The sequence below is a fragment of the Streptomyces sp. NPDC008139 genome (assembly GCF_042957025.1).
Classification (GTDB): Bacteria; Actinomycetota; Actinomycetes; order Streptomycetales; family Streptomycetaceae; genus Actinacidiphila.
This window is the reverse complement of record NZ_JBIBHM010000003.1, coordinates 173534-189746: the sequence shown is the minus strand read 5'-3', so window position 1 is coordinate 189746 and position 16213 is coordinate 173534. Positions and strand designations below refer to the sequence as shown.

General features: G+C 72.1%; 14 protein-coding genes. 6 read left to right on the top strand and 8 right to left on the bottom strand.

Features of this window, described 5'->3' with window-relative positions; genetic code table 11:
- Positions 1 to 22: 22 nt before the first annotated feature.
- Together ACFZBB_RS07450 and ACFZBB_RS07445 are read right to left on the bottom strand one after the other, a co-directional pair.
- Positions 23 to 1804 carry an ABC transporter transmembrane domain-containing protein gene (locus ACFZBB_RS07450; RefSeq protein WP_391118781.1) on the bottom strand — a complete coding sequence of 594 codons (1782 nt, stop codon included), beginning with the start codon at positions 1802 to 1804 and terminating at the stop codon, positions 23 to 25.
- Entirely contained in the window at positions 1801 to 3675 is a 1875-nt protein-coding gene (locus ACFZBB_RS07445) for an ABC transporter transmembrane domain-containing protein (RefSeq protein ID WP_391118779.1), read from the bottom strand. The genes ACFZBB_RS07450 and ACFZBB_RS07445 overlap by 4 nt, the downstream gene beginning before the upstream one ends.
- Before the next feature lie 440 nt (positions 3676 to 4115).
- Between ACFZBB_RS07445 and ACFZBB_RS07440 the strand changes: the two genes are divergently transcribed.
- Positions 4116 to 5870, top strand: a complete 1755-nt coding sequence (locus tag ACFZBB_RS07440) for a carbohydrate-binding module family 20 domain-containing protein (RefSeq protein ID WP_391118777.1) — start codon at positions 4116 to 4118, stop codon at positions 5868 to 5870.
- 87 nt (positions 5871 to 5957) lie between these two features.
- Positions 5958 to 6398: a large conductance mechanosensitive channel protein MscL gene (gene mscL, locus ACFZBB_RS07435; protein ID WP_391118775.1), complete on the top strand. Its 441-nt coding sequence runs from the start codon at positions 5958 to 5960 to the stop codon at positions 6396 to 6398.
- Positions 6399 to 6413: 15 nt separating this feature from the next.
- Here mscL and ACFZBB_RS07430 read toward each other — a convergent pair whose 3' ends face one another.
- Complete coding sequence (locus ACFZBB_RS07430; protein ID WP_391118773.1) at positions 6414 to 6929, bottom strand: MarR family transcriptional regulator; 516 nt, start codon at positions 6927 to 6929, stop codon at positions 6414 to 6416.
- A gap of 95 nt (positions 6930 to 7024) precedes the next feature.
- Here ACFZBB_RS07430 and ACFZBB_RS07425 point away from each other — a divergent pair, with 95 nt between their 5' ends.
- On the top strand, positions 7025 to 8845 hold the full coding sequence (locus ACFZBB_RS07425; protein ID WP_391118771.1) for an ABC transporter transmembrane domain-containing protein: 1821 nt from the start codon (positions 7025 to 7027) through the stop codon (positions 8843 to 8845).
- 84 nt (positions 8846 to 8929) lie between these two features.
- Positions 8930 to 9307 (top strand): hypothetical protein, encoded by a 378-nt coding sequence (locus ACFZBB_RS07420; protein ID WP_355346613.1) that lies wholly within the window; start codon positions 8930 to 8932, stop codon positions 9305 to 9307.
- On the opposite strand, the gene ACFZBB_RS07415 is transcribed toward ACFZBB_RS07420, so the two are convergent.
- Entirely contained in the window at positions 9276 to 9914 is a 639-nt protein-coding gene (locus ACFZBB_RS07415; RefSeq protein ID WP_391118769.1) for an LUD domain-containing protein, read from the bottom strand. The genes ACFZBB_RS07420 and ACFZBB_RS07415 overlap by 32 nt on opposite strands.
- 169 nt (positions 9915 to 10083) lie before the next feature.
- Complete coding sequence (locus tag ACFZBB_RS07410; protein WP_391118767.1) at positions 10084 to 11223, bottom strand: NAD(P)-binding domain-containing protein; 1140 nt, start codon at positions 11221 to 11223, stop codon at positions 10084 to 10086.
- Positions 11224 to 11400: 177 nt separating this feature from the next.
- Between ACFZBB_RS07410 and ACFZBB_RS07405 the strand changes: the two genes are divergently transcribed.
- Positions 11401 to 11919 carry a MarR family transcriptional regulator gene (locus ACFZBB_RS07405; RefSeq protein WP_391118765.1) on the top strand — a complete coding sequence of 173 codons (519 nt, stop codon included), beginning with the start codon at positions 11401 to 11403 and terminating at the stop codon, positions 11917 to 11919.
- A 13-nt stretch (positions 11920 to 11932) separates the two neighbouring features.
- Here ACFZBB_RS07405 and ACFZBB_RS07400 read toward each other — a convergent pair whose 3' ends face one another.
- The 3 genes from ACFZBB_RS07400 to ACFZBB_RS07390 all read right to left on the bottom strand — a co-directional run bounded on the left by ACFZBB_RS07400 (position 11933) and on the right by ACFZBB_RS07390 (position 15212).
- Entirely contained in the window at positions 11933 to 12775 is an 843-nt protein-coding gene (locus ACFZBB_RS07400; protein ID WP_391118763.1) for an NAD(P)H-binding protein, read from the bottom strand.
- A 230-nt stretch (positions 12776 to 13005) separates the two neighbouring features.
- Complete coding sequence (locus ACFZBB_RS07395) at positions 13006 to 13839, bottom strand: glycoside hydrolase family 3 N-terminal domain-containing protein (RefSeq protein WP_391118761.1); 834 nt, start codon at positions 13837 to 13839, stop codon at positions 13006 to 13008.
- Between the two features lie 167 nt (positions 13840 to 14006).
- Positions 14007 to 15212 (bottom strand): LLM class flavin-dependent oxidoreductase, encoded by a 1206-nt coding sequence (locus ACFZBB_RS07390; protein WP_391118759.1) that lies wholly within the window; start codon positions 15210 to 15212, stop codon positions 14007 to 14009.
- Positions 15213 to 15654: 442 nt separating this feature from the next.
- Between ACFZBB_RS07390 and ACFZBB_RS07385 the strand changes: the two genes are divergently transcribed.
- Positions 15655 to 16077 (top strand): secondary thiamine-phosphate synthase enzyme YjbQ, encoded by a 423-nt coding sequence (locus ACFZBB_RS07385; RefSeq protein WP_355343711.1) that lies wholly within the window; start codon positions 15655 to 15657, stop codon positions 16075 to 16077.
- Positions 16078 to 16213 lie beyond the last annotated feature (136 nt).

The window sequence follows — 16213 nt, the reverse complement described above, 5'->3', positions numbered from 1 at the left end:
GCCCCGCGCCACACCACCGCGGTCAGCTGTGCCACGACCGCCACAGCGCCGCGTAGGCACCGTCGGCGTCCACCAACTGGTGGTGACTGCCCAGCTCGCTGATCCGGCCGTCCTCGACCACCGCGATCACATCCGCGTCGTGAGCGGTGTGCAGCCGGTGCGCGATGGCGATCACGGTACGGCCGTCCAGCACCCGGGACAGCGAGCGTTCCAGATGCCGGGCGGCGCGCGGGTCGAGCAGCGAGGTCGCCTCGTCCAGCACCAGGGTGTGCGGGTCGGCCAGCACCAGCCGGGCCAGCGCGAGCTGCTGCGCCTGCGCCGGGGTGAGCACCGCGCCGCCCGAGCCCACCTCGGTGTCGAGACCGGTCGCCAGATTGCGGCCCCAGTCCTCGGCGTCGACAGCGCGCAGCGCCGTCCACAGCTCGTCGTCGGTGGCACCGGTCCGCGCCAGCCGCAGATTGTCGCGGAGTGTGCCGACGAAGACGTGGTGCTCCTGATTGACCAGCGCCACATGCTCGCGCACCCGCTCGGCGGGCATCCGGGCCAGCTGGGCGCCGCCCAGCGTGACCTCGCCCGCACGCGGCGCGTAGATACCCGCGAGCAGCCGCCCGAGCGTGGACTTGCCCGCGCCTGACGGGCCGACCAGCGCCACCCGGGTACCCGGCGGCACCGTCAGGCTGACGCCGTGCAGCACGTCGCTGCCCGCCCGGTAGCCGAACCGCACCTCGTCGGCGGCCATCTCGCGGCCGTCGGGCGAGACGGTGTGGTCCGGCTCGTCCTCGGCCACCTCGCGCACCCCGACCAGCCGGGCCAGCGACACCTGGGCGACCTGCAACTCGTCGTACCAGCGCAGGATCATGTTCACCGGGTCGACGAGCATCTGCGCGTACAGCGCGCCCGTGGTCAGCTCGCCGACCGTCATCCAGCCGTTGAGGGCGAAGGTGCCGCCGATCATCAGCACCGCGACCACGATCAGCGCGTGCGTCATGTTGATCACCGGGAACAGCACACTGCGCAGCCACATCGTGTAGCGCTCCCACGCCACCCACTGCCCGATCCGCTGCCGCGACAGCTTCTCGCGCCGGTCGCCGAGACCGTGCGCCTCGATGGTGCGGCCGGCGTCCACGGACTCCGCCAGCGCCGCCGCCACCGCCGCGTATCCGGCCGCCTCCGAGCGGTAGGCCTTTGGGGCGCGCCGGAAGTACCAGCGGCAGCCCACCAGCAGCAGCGGCAGCGCGACCAGCACCGACAGGGCGAGCGGCGGCGAGGTCACGGTCAGCGCGCCGAGCAGCAGCCCGGCCCAGACCACGGCGATGGCCAGCTCGGGCACCGCCTCGCGCATCGCGTTCGACAGCCGGTCGATGTCCGTCGTGATCCGCGACAGCAGATCGCCCGTGCCCGCCCGCTCCAGCACACCCGGCGGCAGCGACACCGACCGTACGAGGAAGTCCTCGCGCAGATCGGCCAGCATCTCCTCGCCGAGGATCGCGCCGCGCAGCCGTACCAGCCGCACGAAGTACGCCTGCACCACGAGGGCGGCCAGGAACAGGCTGACCGCCCGTCCGAGATGGATGTCCTGTTCGCCCTTCGACAGGTCCTCGACCAGACCGCCGAGTAGGTAGGGCCCCACCATCGAGGCCAGTACCGACACGGTGTTGACGGTCACCAGCAGGGCGAAGGCACCGCGATGCCGCTTCGCCAGTTCGCGCACATAGCCGCGCACGGTCGCGGGGGAGCCCACCGGCAGCGTGGCGCTCTCCTGCGGCGCGGCCGGGTCGTACTCCGGCGGTCGCAGGCCGATCATGCGGATTCCTCCATCGATGTGTGGGGTACGGCCCCGGAGCCCGCGACGGACGCGGTGACGGGGCTGTGGCCGGGATCGCGGTTGTCGGACGGCTCGCTCTCGCGGGTCACGACCGCCCGGTAGCGCGGGTCGGTGCGCAGCAACTCGTGGTGGTCGCCGACCGACGTCGCCGTGCCCTCGTCCACGAAGACCACCCGGTCGGCGCGGTCCAGGACCAGCGGGCTCGACGTGAGCACCACCGTCGTGCGACCCGCCCGCAGTTCCTTGAGGCCGCGCGCGATCCTGGCCTCGGTGTGCGCGTCCACCGCCGAGGTCGGCTCGTCGAGCACCAGCACCTCGGGGTCGGCGATCAGTGACCTGGCCAGTGCCAGCCGCTGCCGTTGGCCGCCGGACAGTGACCGGCCGCGCTCGGTGATCCGCGCCGACATCGGGTCGCCCGCCACCCCCGCGGGGTCGGCGGCGGACTGCGCCAGCGCGTCCAGCACGTCCGCGCACTGCGCGGCGGTGAGCGCCTGCTCCGCCGTGACCCGGCCGGAGGACGGCACACCCAGCAGTTCGGTCAGCGTTCCCGACAGCAGCACCGGGTCCTTGTCCTGGACGAGCACGGCCGCGCGGGCCGCCGCGAGCGGCAGCGCGTCCAGCGCCTGCCCGCCCAGCAGCGCCGACGCCTCGCCCTCCGCGCGGACCGGGCTGTGCCCGCCGAGCCGGTCGGCCAGTACGCCCGCCGCGTCCGGGTCGCCGCACACCACGGCGGTCAGCAGCCCGGCCGGAGCGCGCAGCCCCGACTCCGGGTCGTACATCTCCCCGACCAGCGCGCCCGCCTCCTCGGGAGCGACGCTCCCCTCGGAGAAGACGGCCGCGCCCCCGGCGGTCTCCCGGGTCAGCGCCAGTACGCGCGCGGCCCGCTTCGCCGAGGGCCGCGAGAAGGACCAGGCCATGGCGATCTCCTCGAAATTCCGCAGCGGGAACATCAGGAAGGCCACCGAGCCGTAGACGGTCACCAGCGCGCCGACCGAGATCCGGCCGTCCATCGCCAGCCGGGCGCCGTCCCAGGCGACGGCCACCAGCAGCAGCCCCGGCAGCACCACCTGGACGGCACTGATCGCCGCCCACATCCGGGCGCTGTGCACGGCGGCGGTCCTGACCTGCTGGGACGCGCGACGGTAGCGGTCGAGGAACAGCTCCTCGCCGCCGATGCCGCGCAGCACCCGCAGTCCGGCGACAGTGTCGGAGGCCAGTTCCGTGGCCTTGCCCGCCTTCTCCCGCTGGAGGTCGGCCCGCTTGGTGGCGGCGGGAAGCAGCGGCAGTACGGCCAGCGCCAGCACCGGTACGGACGCGGCCACGATCACGCCGAGCGCGGGCTCGTAGACGACCAGCGCGACGGCCACGCCGACCGTGGCGACCAGGGCGGAGGTGAAGCGCGCCAGCGCCTCGACGAACCACCCGATCTTCTCCACGTCTCCGGTGCTGACCGCGACGACCTCGCCCGCGGCGACGCGGCGGGTGAGCACCGAGCCCAGCTCGACCGTCTTACGGGCGAGCAACTGCTGGACCCGCGCCGCGACGCTGATCCAGTTCGTGACGGCCGTACGGTGCAGCATCGTGTCGCCGAGCGCGGTGAGCACGCCGAGCAGCAGCATCAGCCCGCCCGACAGCGCCAGCCGCGACCCCGAGCGGTCCACGACCGACTGCACGGCCATTCCGACGGCCGCGGGGAACGACGCGACGGCCGCCATGTGCAGGATGCCCCACGCGGTGGCGGCTGCCAGGCCCTTCCCCTCGCGGAATGACAGCCAGAGCAGGAAGCGGAATCCCGTCCGGGCGTCGGGGACGCCCGGATCGGACAGGGGGAGCTTACGGAGGGACGGCATGATGTCCTGAGTTCGGTGCGGGTGTGAGCGAGTGTCGGCGGACGAGGCTACGGCCGCGGTTGCGGATACGGCCGCTGGAGGTTCGCGCGAGATGTCGGCGGGCAGCCGCGTACCTGACGGCTTCCGCCCGTGCGGACATCCCGCCGGAATCCGGTCGGAGAGGAGCAAGGCTCGTCTTGCGGCCCGTACCGGGTCAACAGGTTTTCCTGTGAGCGACGGGAACGAGCCGAGGTCCGCGGGGGAGTGTTTCGGCAACAACTTGCAGCAAAACAGCGAAAGTTCTTCCGCCGACATCTTGACGTGTACGCATGCACGGCGGGAAGCTCCTGGGCGGAACCCGAGGGCCCCGAGGACAACGGGGCCCGTACCCCCCACCCGGCGGCCAGGCGCGTGGCTGCCTTCGAGGGCAGAACTCTGCCCGTTCACCGAAGGAGCCGCCCATGAGATCCCGCGTCCTGAACGGCGCGCTGGCCGCGATCGTCGCCGCCGCCGGTCTGTTCGCCCTCTCCTCGCAACAGGCGGACGCCACTCCGCCCGGCAGCAAGGACGTCACCGCGACGCTCTTCCAGTGGAAGTTCGACTCCGTGGCGAAGGCCTGCACGGACACCCTCGGCCCCGCGGGCTACGGCTTCGTCGAGGTCTCCCCGGCCTCCGAGCAGATCCAGGGCGACCAGTGGTGGACCTCGTACCAGCCGGTCAGCTACAAGATCGCCGGGCGGCTCGGCAACGAGAGCTCGTTCCAGAACATGGTCAGCACCTGCCACAGCGCGGGCGTCAAGGTCGTCGCCGACGCGGTGATCAACCACATGACGTCGGGCTCCGGCACCGGCACGGGCGGTACGACGTACAGCAAGTACAACTACCCGGGCTACTACCAGAACCAGGATTTCCACACCTGCCGCAGTGACATCAACAACTACGGCGACCGCAACAACGTCCAGAACTGCGAGCTGGTCGGCCTCGCCGACCTCGACACCGGCAGCGACTACGTACGCGGCACCATCGCCGCCTACCTCAACCACCTGATCGCGCTGGGCGTGGACGGCTTCCGGGTGGACGCCGCCAAGCACATGGCCGAGACCGACCTGGCCGCCATCAAGGCCAAGCTCAGCAACCCGGGCATCTACTGGGCCCAGGAGGCCATCTACGGCGCGGGCGAGGCCGTACAGCCGGGCGAGTACGTCAACACCGGTGACGTGGACGCCTTCCAGGGCGCCTTCGACCTCAAGCGCATCTTCACCGGCGACAAGCTGGCCTCCCTCAGCAACTGGGGCGCGTCGTGGGGCGCGGGCTACCTGTCGAGCGACAAGGCCCGCACCTTCGTGGACAACTGGGACACCGAGCGCAACGGCTCGACCCTCAGCTACAAGAACGGCGCCACGTACACCCTCGCCAATGTCTACCTGCTGGCCTGGCCGTACGGCTCGCCCAACGTCTACTCCGGCTACGAGTTCTCCAACAACGACGCCGGCGCGCCCAACGGCGGCACCGTCAACGCCTGCTACAGCGACGGCTGGAAGTGCCAGCACGCCTGGCCGCAGATCGCCAACATGGTCGGCTTCCGCAACGCGGTCTCCGGCACCGCCGTCACCAACTGGTGGTCCAACGGCAACAACGCCATCGCGTTCGGCCGGGGCAGCAAGGGGTATGTGGCGATCAACCACGAGGGCGGCCCGCTCACCCAGACCTTCACCACCTCACTGCCCGCCGGCTCCTACTGCGACGTCCAGCACAGCGGCACCAGCTACACCGTCGGCTCCGACGGCAAGTTCACCGCCACCATCGGCTCCAACGACGCGGTCGCGCTGTACGTCGGCGCGCCCTGCGGCAGCGGCACGACGAACGGCGGCACGACGAACGGCGGCACCACGAGCGGCAGCACCGGGGGCAGCACCAACCCGTCGTCCGCCGCCTCCTTCGCGGTGAACGCCACCACGGTCTTCGGCCAGAACATCTACGTCGTCGGCGACAACTCCACCCTCGGCAACTGGAACACCGGCAGCGCCCTGCTGCTGTCGTCGGCGAGCTACCCGGTGTGGAAGCTCGACGTGGCGATGCCCGCGGGCACCTCGTTCCAGTACAAGTACATACGGAAGGACGGAAGCGGCAACGTGACGTGGGAATCCGGCGCCAACCGGACGGCGACGGTCCCGTCGAGCGGGGCGGTCACACTCAACGACACCTGGCGTAATTGATCTGCTCATCGACCGATTACCCCTCTGTGGTGAGGACCGGCACACTGTGGTGTTCCAATTCCTGACTACAGAGGGGACCCCCCACCCATGAGAGGCTTCCGGACGTTCCTGCTCCGTGGAAACGTCGTCGACCTCGCGGTCGGCATCGTCATCGGCGCGGCCTTCACCGCTCTGGTGACCGCCTTCGTCAAGGCGTTCCTGACGCCGCTCATCGGCCTGGCCTCCGGCGCCACGGGCAACTTCGCCGCTCAGAAGTTCACGGTCTCCAGCGTGACCTTCCCCTACGGCGCCTTCATCGACGCGGTGATCAGCTTCGTGATCGTCGCCGCGGTGATCTACTTCCTGGTCGTCCTGCCGATGAACCGCATGCAGGAGAAGTTCTTCCCCAAGGCGGCGGCGGCCCCGGTCCGCGAGTGCCCCGAGTGCCTGACCGCGATACCGACCGCCGCCCGCCGGTGCAGCGCGTGCACCGCCGAGGTCGGGCCGCAGATCGGCGGCCAGACCGCCCCGGCGGACCTGGCCGAGTGAGCCCGCGGGCGCCGCTCAGCGCGACGGCCGGTGGCCGCCGCCGTGCGGCGCCTCCTCGTCGAGTACGGCCAGCAGCGCGGTGAGTGCCGCGCGCTGGCCGTCGTCGAGCGGGGCCAGCAGTTCGGCGGCGGCCGTACGGCGGGCCCCGCGCAGCTCCAGCAGCGCGGCGCCGCCCGCCTCGGTCAGCTCGATCCTGATCACCCGGCGGTTGCTCGGATCGGGCACCCGCCGTACCAGCTCCAGCCCCTCCAGCGCGTCCACCAGGGTCGTCACGGCCCGCGGCACGACCTCCAGGCGCCGGGCGAGATCGGCCATCCGCGGCGGCTCGTCGCAGTGCGCGAGGGTGCGCAGCAGTCGCGCCTGGGCCGGGGTGATCCCCAGCGGCTCCATGAGGTGGCGCTGGGACTTGTGCAGGCGGCGGCTCAGCCGGATGAGCTGGTCGGCGAGCCGTCCCGTGATCTCGTCCGGCGAGGTCGTGGTGAGGCCGGCGGTCACCGGGCCCGACGGCACGGCTGTCGTGCGGGATTCCATGTGACGAGCGTATCAGGACCATGTCCATTGTGAGCATAGGTAACAATGACCTATACTCCCAATGTCAGCATCTGCCTGAACTCTCAAGGAGTCCTTTGCGCCCCGATCACGAACGAGAACTCGCCTCCCGGTGGACATCACCGAAGAAGAAGCCCGACACCCCCGTCGACATGCGCCGCATCCTGCGGCTCTTCCGTCCCTACCGCGGCCGCCTCGCCGTCGTCGGCGCCCTGGTCGGCCTCTCCTCCCTCGTCTCGGTCGCCTCGCCGTTTCTGCTGCGGGCGATCCTCGACACCGCGATACCGCAGGGCCGCACCGGCCTGCTGAGTCTGCTCGCCCTCGGCATGATCGCCACCGCCGTCGCCACCGGCGTCTTCGGCGTGCTCCAGACCCTGATCTCCACCACCGTCGGCCAGCGCGTCATGCACGACCTGCGCACCGCCGTCTACGAACGCCTCCAGCGCATGTCGCTGGCCTTCTTCACCCGCACCCGCACCGGCGAGGTGCAGTCCAGGATCGCCAATGACATCGGCGGCATGCAGGCCACCGTCACCTCGACCGCGACCTCCCTGGTCTCCAACCTGACGGCGGTCATCGCCTCCGTCATCGCGATGCTCGCCCTCGACTGGCGGCTGACCGTCGTCTCGCTGCTGCTGCTCCCGCTCTTCGTCTGGATCGCCCGCCGGGTCGGCCGCGAACGCAAGCGGATCGCCACCAACCGGCAGCGGCAGATGGCCTCGATGTCCGCGATCGTCACCGAGTCGCTGTCCGTCAGCGGCATCCTGCTCGGCCGCACCATGGGCCGCTCCGACTCCCTGACCCGCGACTTCTCGACCGAGTCCGAGCGCCTGGTCGACCTCGAAGTGCGCTCCAGCATGTCCGGCCGCTGGCGGATGTCCACCATCGGCATCGTCATGTCGGCGATGCCCGCACTGCTCTACTGGGCCGCCGGGCTGACCATGTCCAACGGCGCGCCCGCCGTCTCCATCGGCACCCTCGTCGCCTTCGTCTCGCTCCAGCAGGGCCTCTTCCGCCCGTCCGTGTCGCTGCTGTCCACCGGCGTGGACGTCCAGACCTCGCTCGCGCTCTTCCAGCGCATCTTCGAATACCTCGACCTGCCCGTCGACATCACCGAGCGCCCCGACGCCCGGACCCTGGACCGGGTGCGCGGCGACGTCCGCTTCGAGCACGTCGACTTCGCCTACGACCCCGAGTCCGGCGCGCCGACCCTGCGCGACATCGACATCACCGTCCCCGCGGGCAGCAGCCTCGCCGTCGTCGGCGCCACCGGCTCCGGCAAGAGCACCCTGAGCTACCTGGTGCCCCGGCTGTACGACGTGACCGGCGGCAAGGTGACGCTCGACGGCACCGACGTACGCGACCTCACCTTCGACACCCTCGCCGACGCGGTGGGCGTCGTCTCCCAGGAGACGTACCTCTTCCACGCCTCGGTCGCCGAGAACCTGCGCTTCGCCAAGCCCGAGGCCACCGACGACGAGATCCGCGCCGCCGCGAAGGCCGCCCAGATCCACGACCACATCTCGGGGCTGCCCGACGGCTACGACACCCTCGTCGGCGAACGCGGCTACCGCTTCTCCGGCGGCGAGAAGCAGCGCCTGGCCATCGCCCGCACCATCCTCCGCGACCCGCCCGTCCTCATCCTGGACGAGGCCACCAGCGCGCTCGACACCCGGACCGAACACGACGTCCAGGAAGCGATCGACTCGCTGTCCACGGGACGCACCACCATCACGATCGCCCACCGGCTGTCCACCGTGCGCGACGCCGACCAGATCGTGGTCCTCGACGCGGGCCGGATCATGGAGCGCGGCACGCACGACGAACTGCTCGCCCAGGACGGCCGCTACGCCGCGCTCGTACGGCGCGACTCGCAGCTCGCCACCACCGCCTCGTAACGCGGAAGGGGCCGCCGCCCCGACCTTACTCATGGGTAAGGTGAGAGTGCGGCGGGAATCGCCCGCCCGCTCAGGAGGTGCCCGGTGCCCGCACGTTCCACTCGACTGCTCGTCGGCCTGCTCGCCGGAGCCGGTGCCACCCACTTCCTCGCCCCCGGACCGTACGAGGCGATCGTGCCCGAGTCCCTTCCGGGCAGTCCCCGTGCCTGGACCCGAGCCAGCGGCGTCGCCGAACTCGCGCTGGCCGCCGCCGTCGCCCTCCCCGCGACCCGCCGTACCGGCGCCCTGGTCACCGCCGGATTCTTCGCCGCCGTCTTCCCCGCCAACGTCAAGATGGCCTACGACTGGCGGCACCGCCCCGCACCCCTGAAGGCCGCGGCCTACGCCCGGCTCCCTGTCCAGATACCTCTGGTGGTGTGGGCGCTGAAGGTCAGCCGCTCGGCGGCGGACCCACGAGGATGACGTCCAGGGTGCGGGGGCCGTGGACGCCTTCGACGCGGTCGAGTTCGATGTCGCTGGTGGCGGAGGGGCCCGAGATCCAGGTCTGGGGCCGGGTGGCGTCCAGACGAGGCAGAGCCAGGGGGACCGAGGCGACCACCTGATCCGGTGCCCGCACGACGCAGATGTGGTGGTCGGGGACGAGCGTGAGAATCCGCCGCCCCTGGTCGGCGCCCGCGTCCAGCACGATGGCGCCGGTCTCGGCGATGGCCAGCGCGCAGCCGGTGATCACACTGTCGACCTCGTCCAACAGATGCACGGCCCGCAGATCGGCGTCCTGCCGCCGCAACAGACCGTCCAAGTGCATCAGGCAGGAGTTGTCCGCGCCGCACAGCACCTGCGCGCCGCTGTCGAGCGCGTGGTCGTAGGCGTCGAAGGCGGCGGCGTAGCGGCGGACCAGCGGTTCGGTCTCGTGCCGGTAGCCGGTGTTGAACTGGGGCTGTCCGCAGCACGTTTGAGCGGCGGGGAAGTCCACCTCGACGCCGAGCCGTTCCAGCAGTGTGACGACGGCCCGCCCGGTGTCCGGGTACAGCAGGTCGTTCACGCATGTCACGAAAAGCGCTACGCGCATGTCCCCTCCGTGCCGCGCCGCGGCAGTCTTGCGCATTGCACTGTGAGTGTGGGACCAACTCTCCGGCGCGGAAGCGGGCTTCGGCCGGAGTCGCGATGACGTTCTGCAGTCCGTCGCTCGCGTTCGGTAAGCATCACCCGTCCCGTGGGTCGCAGGGGACAACTCGCGTTCAGTGCACGCGTTCGAGCGAACGCTCGCTCGTGGGTTCGGCTGTTCGGGTGGCCAGGAAGGCGCGGATCTCGCGTACGGCGCTCCGCCCGGCCCGGTTGGCGCCGATCGTGCTCGCCGACGGGCCGTAGCCGACCAGGTGGATGCGGGGGTCCTTGACCACGCGGGTGCCGTCGAGCCGGACGCCGCCGCCGGGCTCGCGCAGCTTGAGCGGCGCCAGGTGGTCGAGGGCCGCGCGGAAGCCGGTCGCCCACAAGATGACGTCGGCGTCCAGGGTGCGGCCGTCGGACCACGCGACGCCGTACGGGGTGATCCGGTCGAAGACGGGCTCGGGCCGCAGGACACCGCGGTCCCGCGCGTCGCGGATCGCGTCGGTCGCGGCCAGCCCGGTGACGCTGACGACGCTCTGCGGCGGCAGCCCCCGGCGGACCCGGTCCTCGACGAGCGCGACCGCGGAACGTCCCCACTCCTGGTCGAAGGGCGCGCTGTGGAAGACCGGCGGGCGCCGGGTCAGCCAGGTGGTGCGGGCGACCTCGGCCAGCTCCATCAGCAGCTGTACCGCCGACGTACCGCCGCCGACCACCAGGACGTGTTTCCCGGTGAACTCCGCCGCTCCCCGGTACTCCGCCGTGTGCAACTGCCGCCCGAGGAAGGTCTCCTGGCCCGGGTAGTACGGCAGGAACGGCCGGTCCCAGGTGCCGGTCGCGTTGATCAGTGTCCGCGTGGACCACACACCCGCGTCGGTCTCCACCCGCAGCCGCCCCGCGACCCCCTCCCGTACGGCGGTGACGTCGACCGGCCGCCGGACATCCAGGTCGAACTCCCGCTCGTAGCGCGCGAAGTACTCGCCGACCACCTCGGCGGACGGCCGGTCGGGGTCGGCGTCGCCCAGCGGCATGCCGGGCAGCTCGTGCACGCGGTGCGCCTTGCCGTAGGTGAGGGACGGCCAGCGGAACTGCCAGGCGCCGCCCGCGCCGGGGGAGTGGTCGAGGACGACGAAGTCCGTGCCGGACCGCAGCCCCGCGCGGCGCAGGAAATACCCGGCCGAGAGCCCCGCCTGCCCGGCGCCGACCACGACCGTCCGCACGTTCCGCACGCCGGCCACGTCCGGCCCGTCCGCCGCGTCACCCAAGTCGTTCATGTTTCACCCAACGGTGGGGGCGAGTGAAAGCTTCCCCCGCGCGCAGGCGGCCGGGGGACCCGGGAGACGTCGGTCTCCGGGCGGGCGGCGGTCTGCCAAACTGTCTGCGTCGCGCAGAGAAGCGCGACGGCACGGGCGCGGGCCCCCGCGGCCGCGCGGAACCACGCAGGAGGCACCATGGCGCGGATCGACGCCCCCACCGGCCGCCGCTCCGATCTGCTGTCCGAGCTGTCCGTGGCCTCGCGCCACTACACGGCGTCGTACGCGCTGTTCAACCAGGCGCTCGCCGACTACTTCGGGCTGCACCCCACGGACGTGCAGTGCCTCAATCTGCTGAGTCTGGAGTCGCGCGCGGTCACCATCGGGCGGATCGCCGAGCTGACCGGCCTCACCACCGGCTCCGCCACCCGGCTCGTGGACCGGCTGGAACGCGCGGGTTACGTGGTCCGCGAGCGGGACACCGAGGACCGGCGCCGGGTCATGGTGACCACAGTGCCCGACCGGATGGCGGACTTCGGCCGTGTGTGGGGCGGCCTGAGCGGCGGCTGGTGGCGGATGCTCGAGGCCTACGACGACGACCAACTCGCGCTCCTGCTCGCCCATATGCGCCGCACCGTCGACCTGAGCACCGCACAGATCGCCCGGCTGCGGGCGGGTGACGTGGCAGGCCCCGGCGGCGCCGCCGCCGGGGCCTGATCCGCCGTACCCGCTACGGGCGGGTGAAGGCGGCGGCGTTCTCCGCCGCCCAGGACGTGAAGGTGCGCGGCGGGCGCCCGATCAGCCGTTCAAGAGTGTCGGTCACCACCGTGGGCGTACCGTCGAGCGCCTTCCACCAGTCGAGCAGCGCCTCGGCGAACGCCTCGGGCAGATGCTCGGCTGTCTCCGCCCGCCAAGCCTCACGGCTGACCGGCACGGCGGCGATCGGCTGTCCCGTGGCGTCCGCGAGCACCTCGACCTGCTCGGCGAAGCTCAGCGACTCGGGTCCCGTCAGGTGGTATGTCCCGCCGCGCACGCGGGAATCGGTGAGCGCCGCGCAGGCCGCCTCGGCGAGATCGGCCTCGTGCACGGGGTCGGTGTAGGCGCCGGGATACGGCAGATTCACCGCGCCTGACGCCTTGATGGGCCACGCCCACTGGAGGGCGTTGGCGGCGAAGGCGCCGGGGCGCAGCACGGTCGAGGCGATCGGTGAGGCGGCGAGCGCGGTCTCCACCTCCAAGTGGTGCCGGGCGATCGGGTCCCGCTCGGCGTCGGGCTCCATGACGCTGGCGGACGAGAGCAGCACCACGTGCCCGACCCCCGCCCGTTCCGCCTGCTCCAGGAACGCGCCGATGTGCGACGCCTCGGCGTAGAGGAACACCGAGTCGACCCCCGCGAGCGCGGCGGGGAAGCCGGACGGTTCGTCCAGGCTCAGGGCGGTGGTCCGCACCCCTACCGGCGGTTCGACCTCCTCCGGCTTCCGCGAGGCGACGCGTACGTCGGAGCCCCGGTCGTGAAGGAGCGCGGTGAGGGCGCGGGCGACGCGCCCGCGGCTTCCGGTGATGAGGACGGTCATGGCGGTGTTCCCCGTTCGTGGAAAGGACTTGGGAGCGGGTGGCACAAGGAGCCGTGCGGCCGACGGAAGGTCGGAGGGAGCAGTCGTGGCAAAAACTATGTGCGACGAAGAATCTGTGTCACGCAGATAAATATGGGCGTCATCTCCAGGGCTGTCAAACGGATGGGTTACAGGGCGCAGGCGCGCGACGGAGCCGCGCCGCCGCCGCGATCCGAGGAGCGTGCGCCGCCTCAGGGGGCCGGTGTGCGGGCCGACGGACCCGTGACCCCGGCCGGGGCGGGCATGCGCGGTTCCGAGGCCCAACGGCGCAGCCGGGAGACGCGTTCCGCCGCCTCCTCCAACCGGGACAGCGGCAGGTCGCCGTCGGCGACCGCGCGGGCCGCCGCCGTGTGGATCGCGTCGTGCACACCCGCGCCGCTCGCGGGGCCGAGGCGTACCAGGTCGACCCCGGCGATCCAGGCGAGGACGGCGGCGCCCGGCACGCCCCAGCCGTCGACGATCGACGGCGCGTCCAGGGTGTCGCTGACCACGACCCCGCCGTAACCCAGCTCGCCGCGCAGGATGCCGGTGACGGCCGGGCCGCTGAGCGTGGCGGGCAGACCGTCCTCACCGGGTACGGGGGAGCGCCCCGCGGTGATCGCGCGGACACCGGCCGCGGCCCCCTCGGCGAAGGGCCGCAGGCTGCCCGTACCGGTGAACGGCCCCAGTGCGGCGGCCACTCCGTGTGTCTGGAGGTCGGTCACGAAGACCCGCGTCTCGTCAGCGCGGGTGCCGGGCCGTACGGCGAGGTGCAGATTGGCACCGGCCGCCATGAGTTCGGCCGCCGCGGCGCTGCCGCCACCCGGCCGGTGCGGCTCCGGGTGGCCGGTGAGGGCGTCGGGGAGCGCCGCACGCAGCGCGTCGGACGCCTTGCGCGCCACCTGGCCGCGCGCGTGCACCGCGACGCCGGGGGTGCCGCGTTCCAGGCCGCGCAGGATCCAGTCGGGAAGTCTCTCGTCCGCGCCGTCGACGGCGGGCAGCAGGCACGAGTCGACGAGCACGGCGAGCCGGTGCAGCGCGTTCACGTGGTGGTCCCCCTTCGGGGCGCGACAGAGGCGGATGTCCCGAGCCCCGGCGATATCCCGAGGCCCGCCGAATGGTACAGACCAATGCCCGGAGGCGGCAATCACCCCAGGTCCGCGTCCCCTCGGTGACCCCCGCGACCACAGCCGGCCCCACGGCCGCGGACCGCTCAGCGGCCCCCGGACAGCAGCAGCGGCGCCCCGCCCGGAGCGGACGGCGGGCGGCCGTTGGCGGCGGGCACGGCGGACAGCGGCGACGGAAGGGCCTCCAGCAGACCGCGCGCGGCCAGTTCCGGCATCACGCCCTCGCCGAACCAGTACGCCTCCTCCAGGTGCGGATAGCCGGAGAAGATGAAGTGGTCGATGCCCAGCGCGTGGTACTCCTCGATCCGGTCGGCGACCTCCGCGTGGGCGCCGACCAGCGCCGTACCGGCGCCGCCGCGCACCAGCCCGACGCCCGCCCACAGATTCGGCGAGATCTCCAGCTTGTCCCGCTGCCCGCCGTGCAGCGCCAGCATCCGCTGCTGGCCCACCGACTCGCTGCGGCCGAGCGCCTGTTGGGCCGCGGCGACCGTGTCCTCGTCGAGGTCGGCCAGCAGCCGGTCCGCGGTCGCCCACGCGTCGCGCGCCGAGTCCCGCGCGATGACGTGCAGCCGGATGCCGAATCTGACCGTACGGCCCTCGGCCTCCGCGAGCCCCCTGATCCAGTCGATCTTCCGCTTCACCTGCTCGGGCGGCTCGCCCCAGGTCAGATAGACGTCGGCGTACCGGGCGGCGACCGGTCCTGCGGCCTGCGAGGAACCGCCGAAGAAGATGTCGGGGCGGGGCTCGGGCGGCAGCGCCACCAGCCCGCCCGCCACCTGGTAGTGCTCGCCGTCGTAGTCGAACGGCTTGCCCTCCCACACCCCGCGCACCACCGACAGGAACTCCGCGGTGCGCCCGTACCGGCTGTCGTGGTCGAGGTGGTCGCCGAACCGCTTCTGCTCGGTGGAGTCGCCGCCGGTCACCACGTTGAGCAGCAGCCGCCCCCGGCTGATCCGCTGATACGTGGCCGCCATCTGCGCCGCGAGCACCGGCGAGATCACCCCGGGCCTGAAGGCGACCAGGAACTTCAGCCGCTCGGTGTGCTGGGTCAGCGCCAGCGTCGTCAGCCACGCGTCCTCGCACCACGTACCGGTCGGCGTCAGCACCCCTTCGAACCCCAACTGGTCGGCGGCGCGCGCGATCTGGGCCAGATACTCGATGTCGGGGGCGCGGATGCCGGAGACCGGCGTGATCCGGGAGCGCTTCACGCCTCCGTCGGTGTAGACGTGGCGGTCCACCAGCGTGCGGCCGTCGCCGCCGGTGGGCAGGAACCAGTGCAGGTGTACGGACATCGGGCGGACGCCTTTCGGTGGGCGGGATCCGGTGCGGTCCGGCGGGATCCCGGCGCGCGGCACGGGAGGTCCGCCGGATCACCGCGGGGACGTCCCGAGGGGGCCGGCGGGGCCGGAACGCGAAGAAGAGCTGCGGAAGCGCGGGGAGGGGAAGCGGCGCGAAACGTCAGCGACCGCGACAACACGCGGCAGACGCCACCCGCAGGAGGTCGATGTGACCACGCGAGGTGAGCATGCAGGGACGCGGCATACAACGACGGTAGTCACGCGTCCGTCGGCAGGTCAACGCCGTCTCACCTCGCGGATGGCGGCGGATGGCGGCTGATCGCGGCGCAAGCCGCCCGCCTGGCCGGAGTCCGCGCCCCGCCGCCGGACGCGGGGACCCCGGCGACCCGCCGCGCCGACACCCCGCCGGCCCGCGGAATTGAGTGACCATGGACGTATGGCCGACAACCTCACCTCACGCGTCATCGACATCGCGACCGGCTCCAGCGAGACCGTCCACGACCTCACCGACGCCTGCGCGTCGTTCCTGCGCGAGGCGGCGGCCGGGCGCGACGGGCTGCTGAACGTCTTCGTGCCGCACGCCACCGCGGGCGTGGCCGTCATCGAGACGGGCGCGGGCAGCGACGACGACCTGCTCGCCGCGCTCCAGGACCTGCTCCCCGCCGACGACCGCTGGAGTCACCGCCACGGCAGCCGCGGGCACGGCCGCGACCACGTACTCCCCGCGCTCGTCCCGCCGCACGCCACCTTGCCGGTACTGGACGGCCGCCTGGAACTCGGCACCTGGCAGTCGGTCGTCCTGGTGGACACCAACGTCGACAATCCGCGCCGCCAGGTCCGGCTGAGCTTTCTGGGCTGACCGGCGGGCGCTCGCCGAGAAGCGCTGACCCGCACGGCTCGACCGGAGCGCCGCCACATCCCGACCCCCCGACACACCTCACGCCAGTCATATCCGCCTTTTGCGGCGGATATGGCTGGCGCGATTTCCGATATAC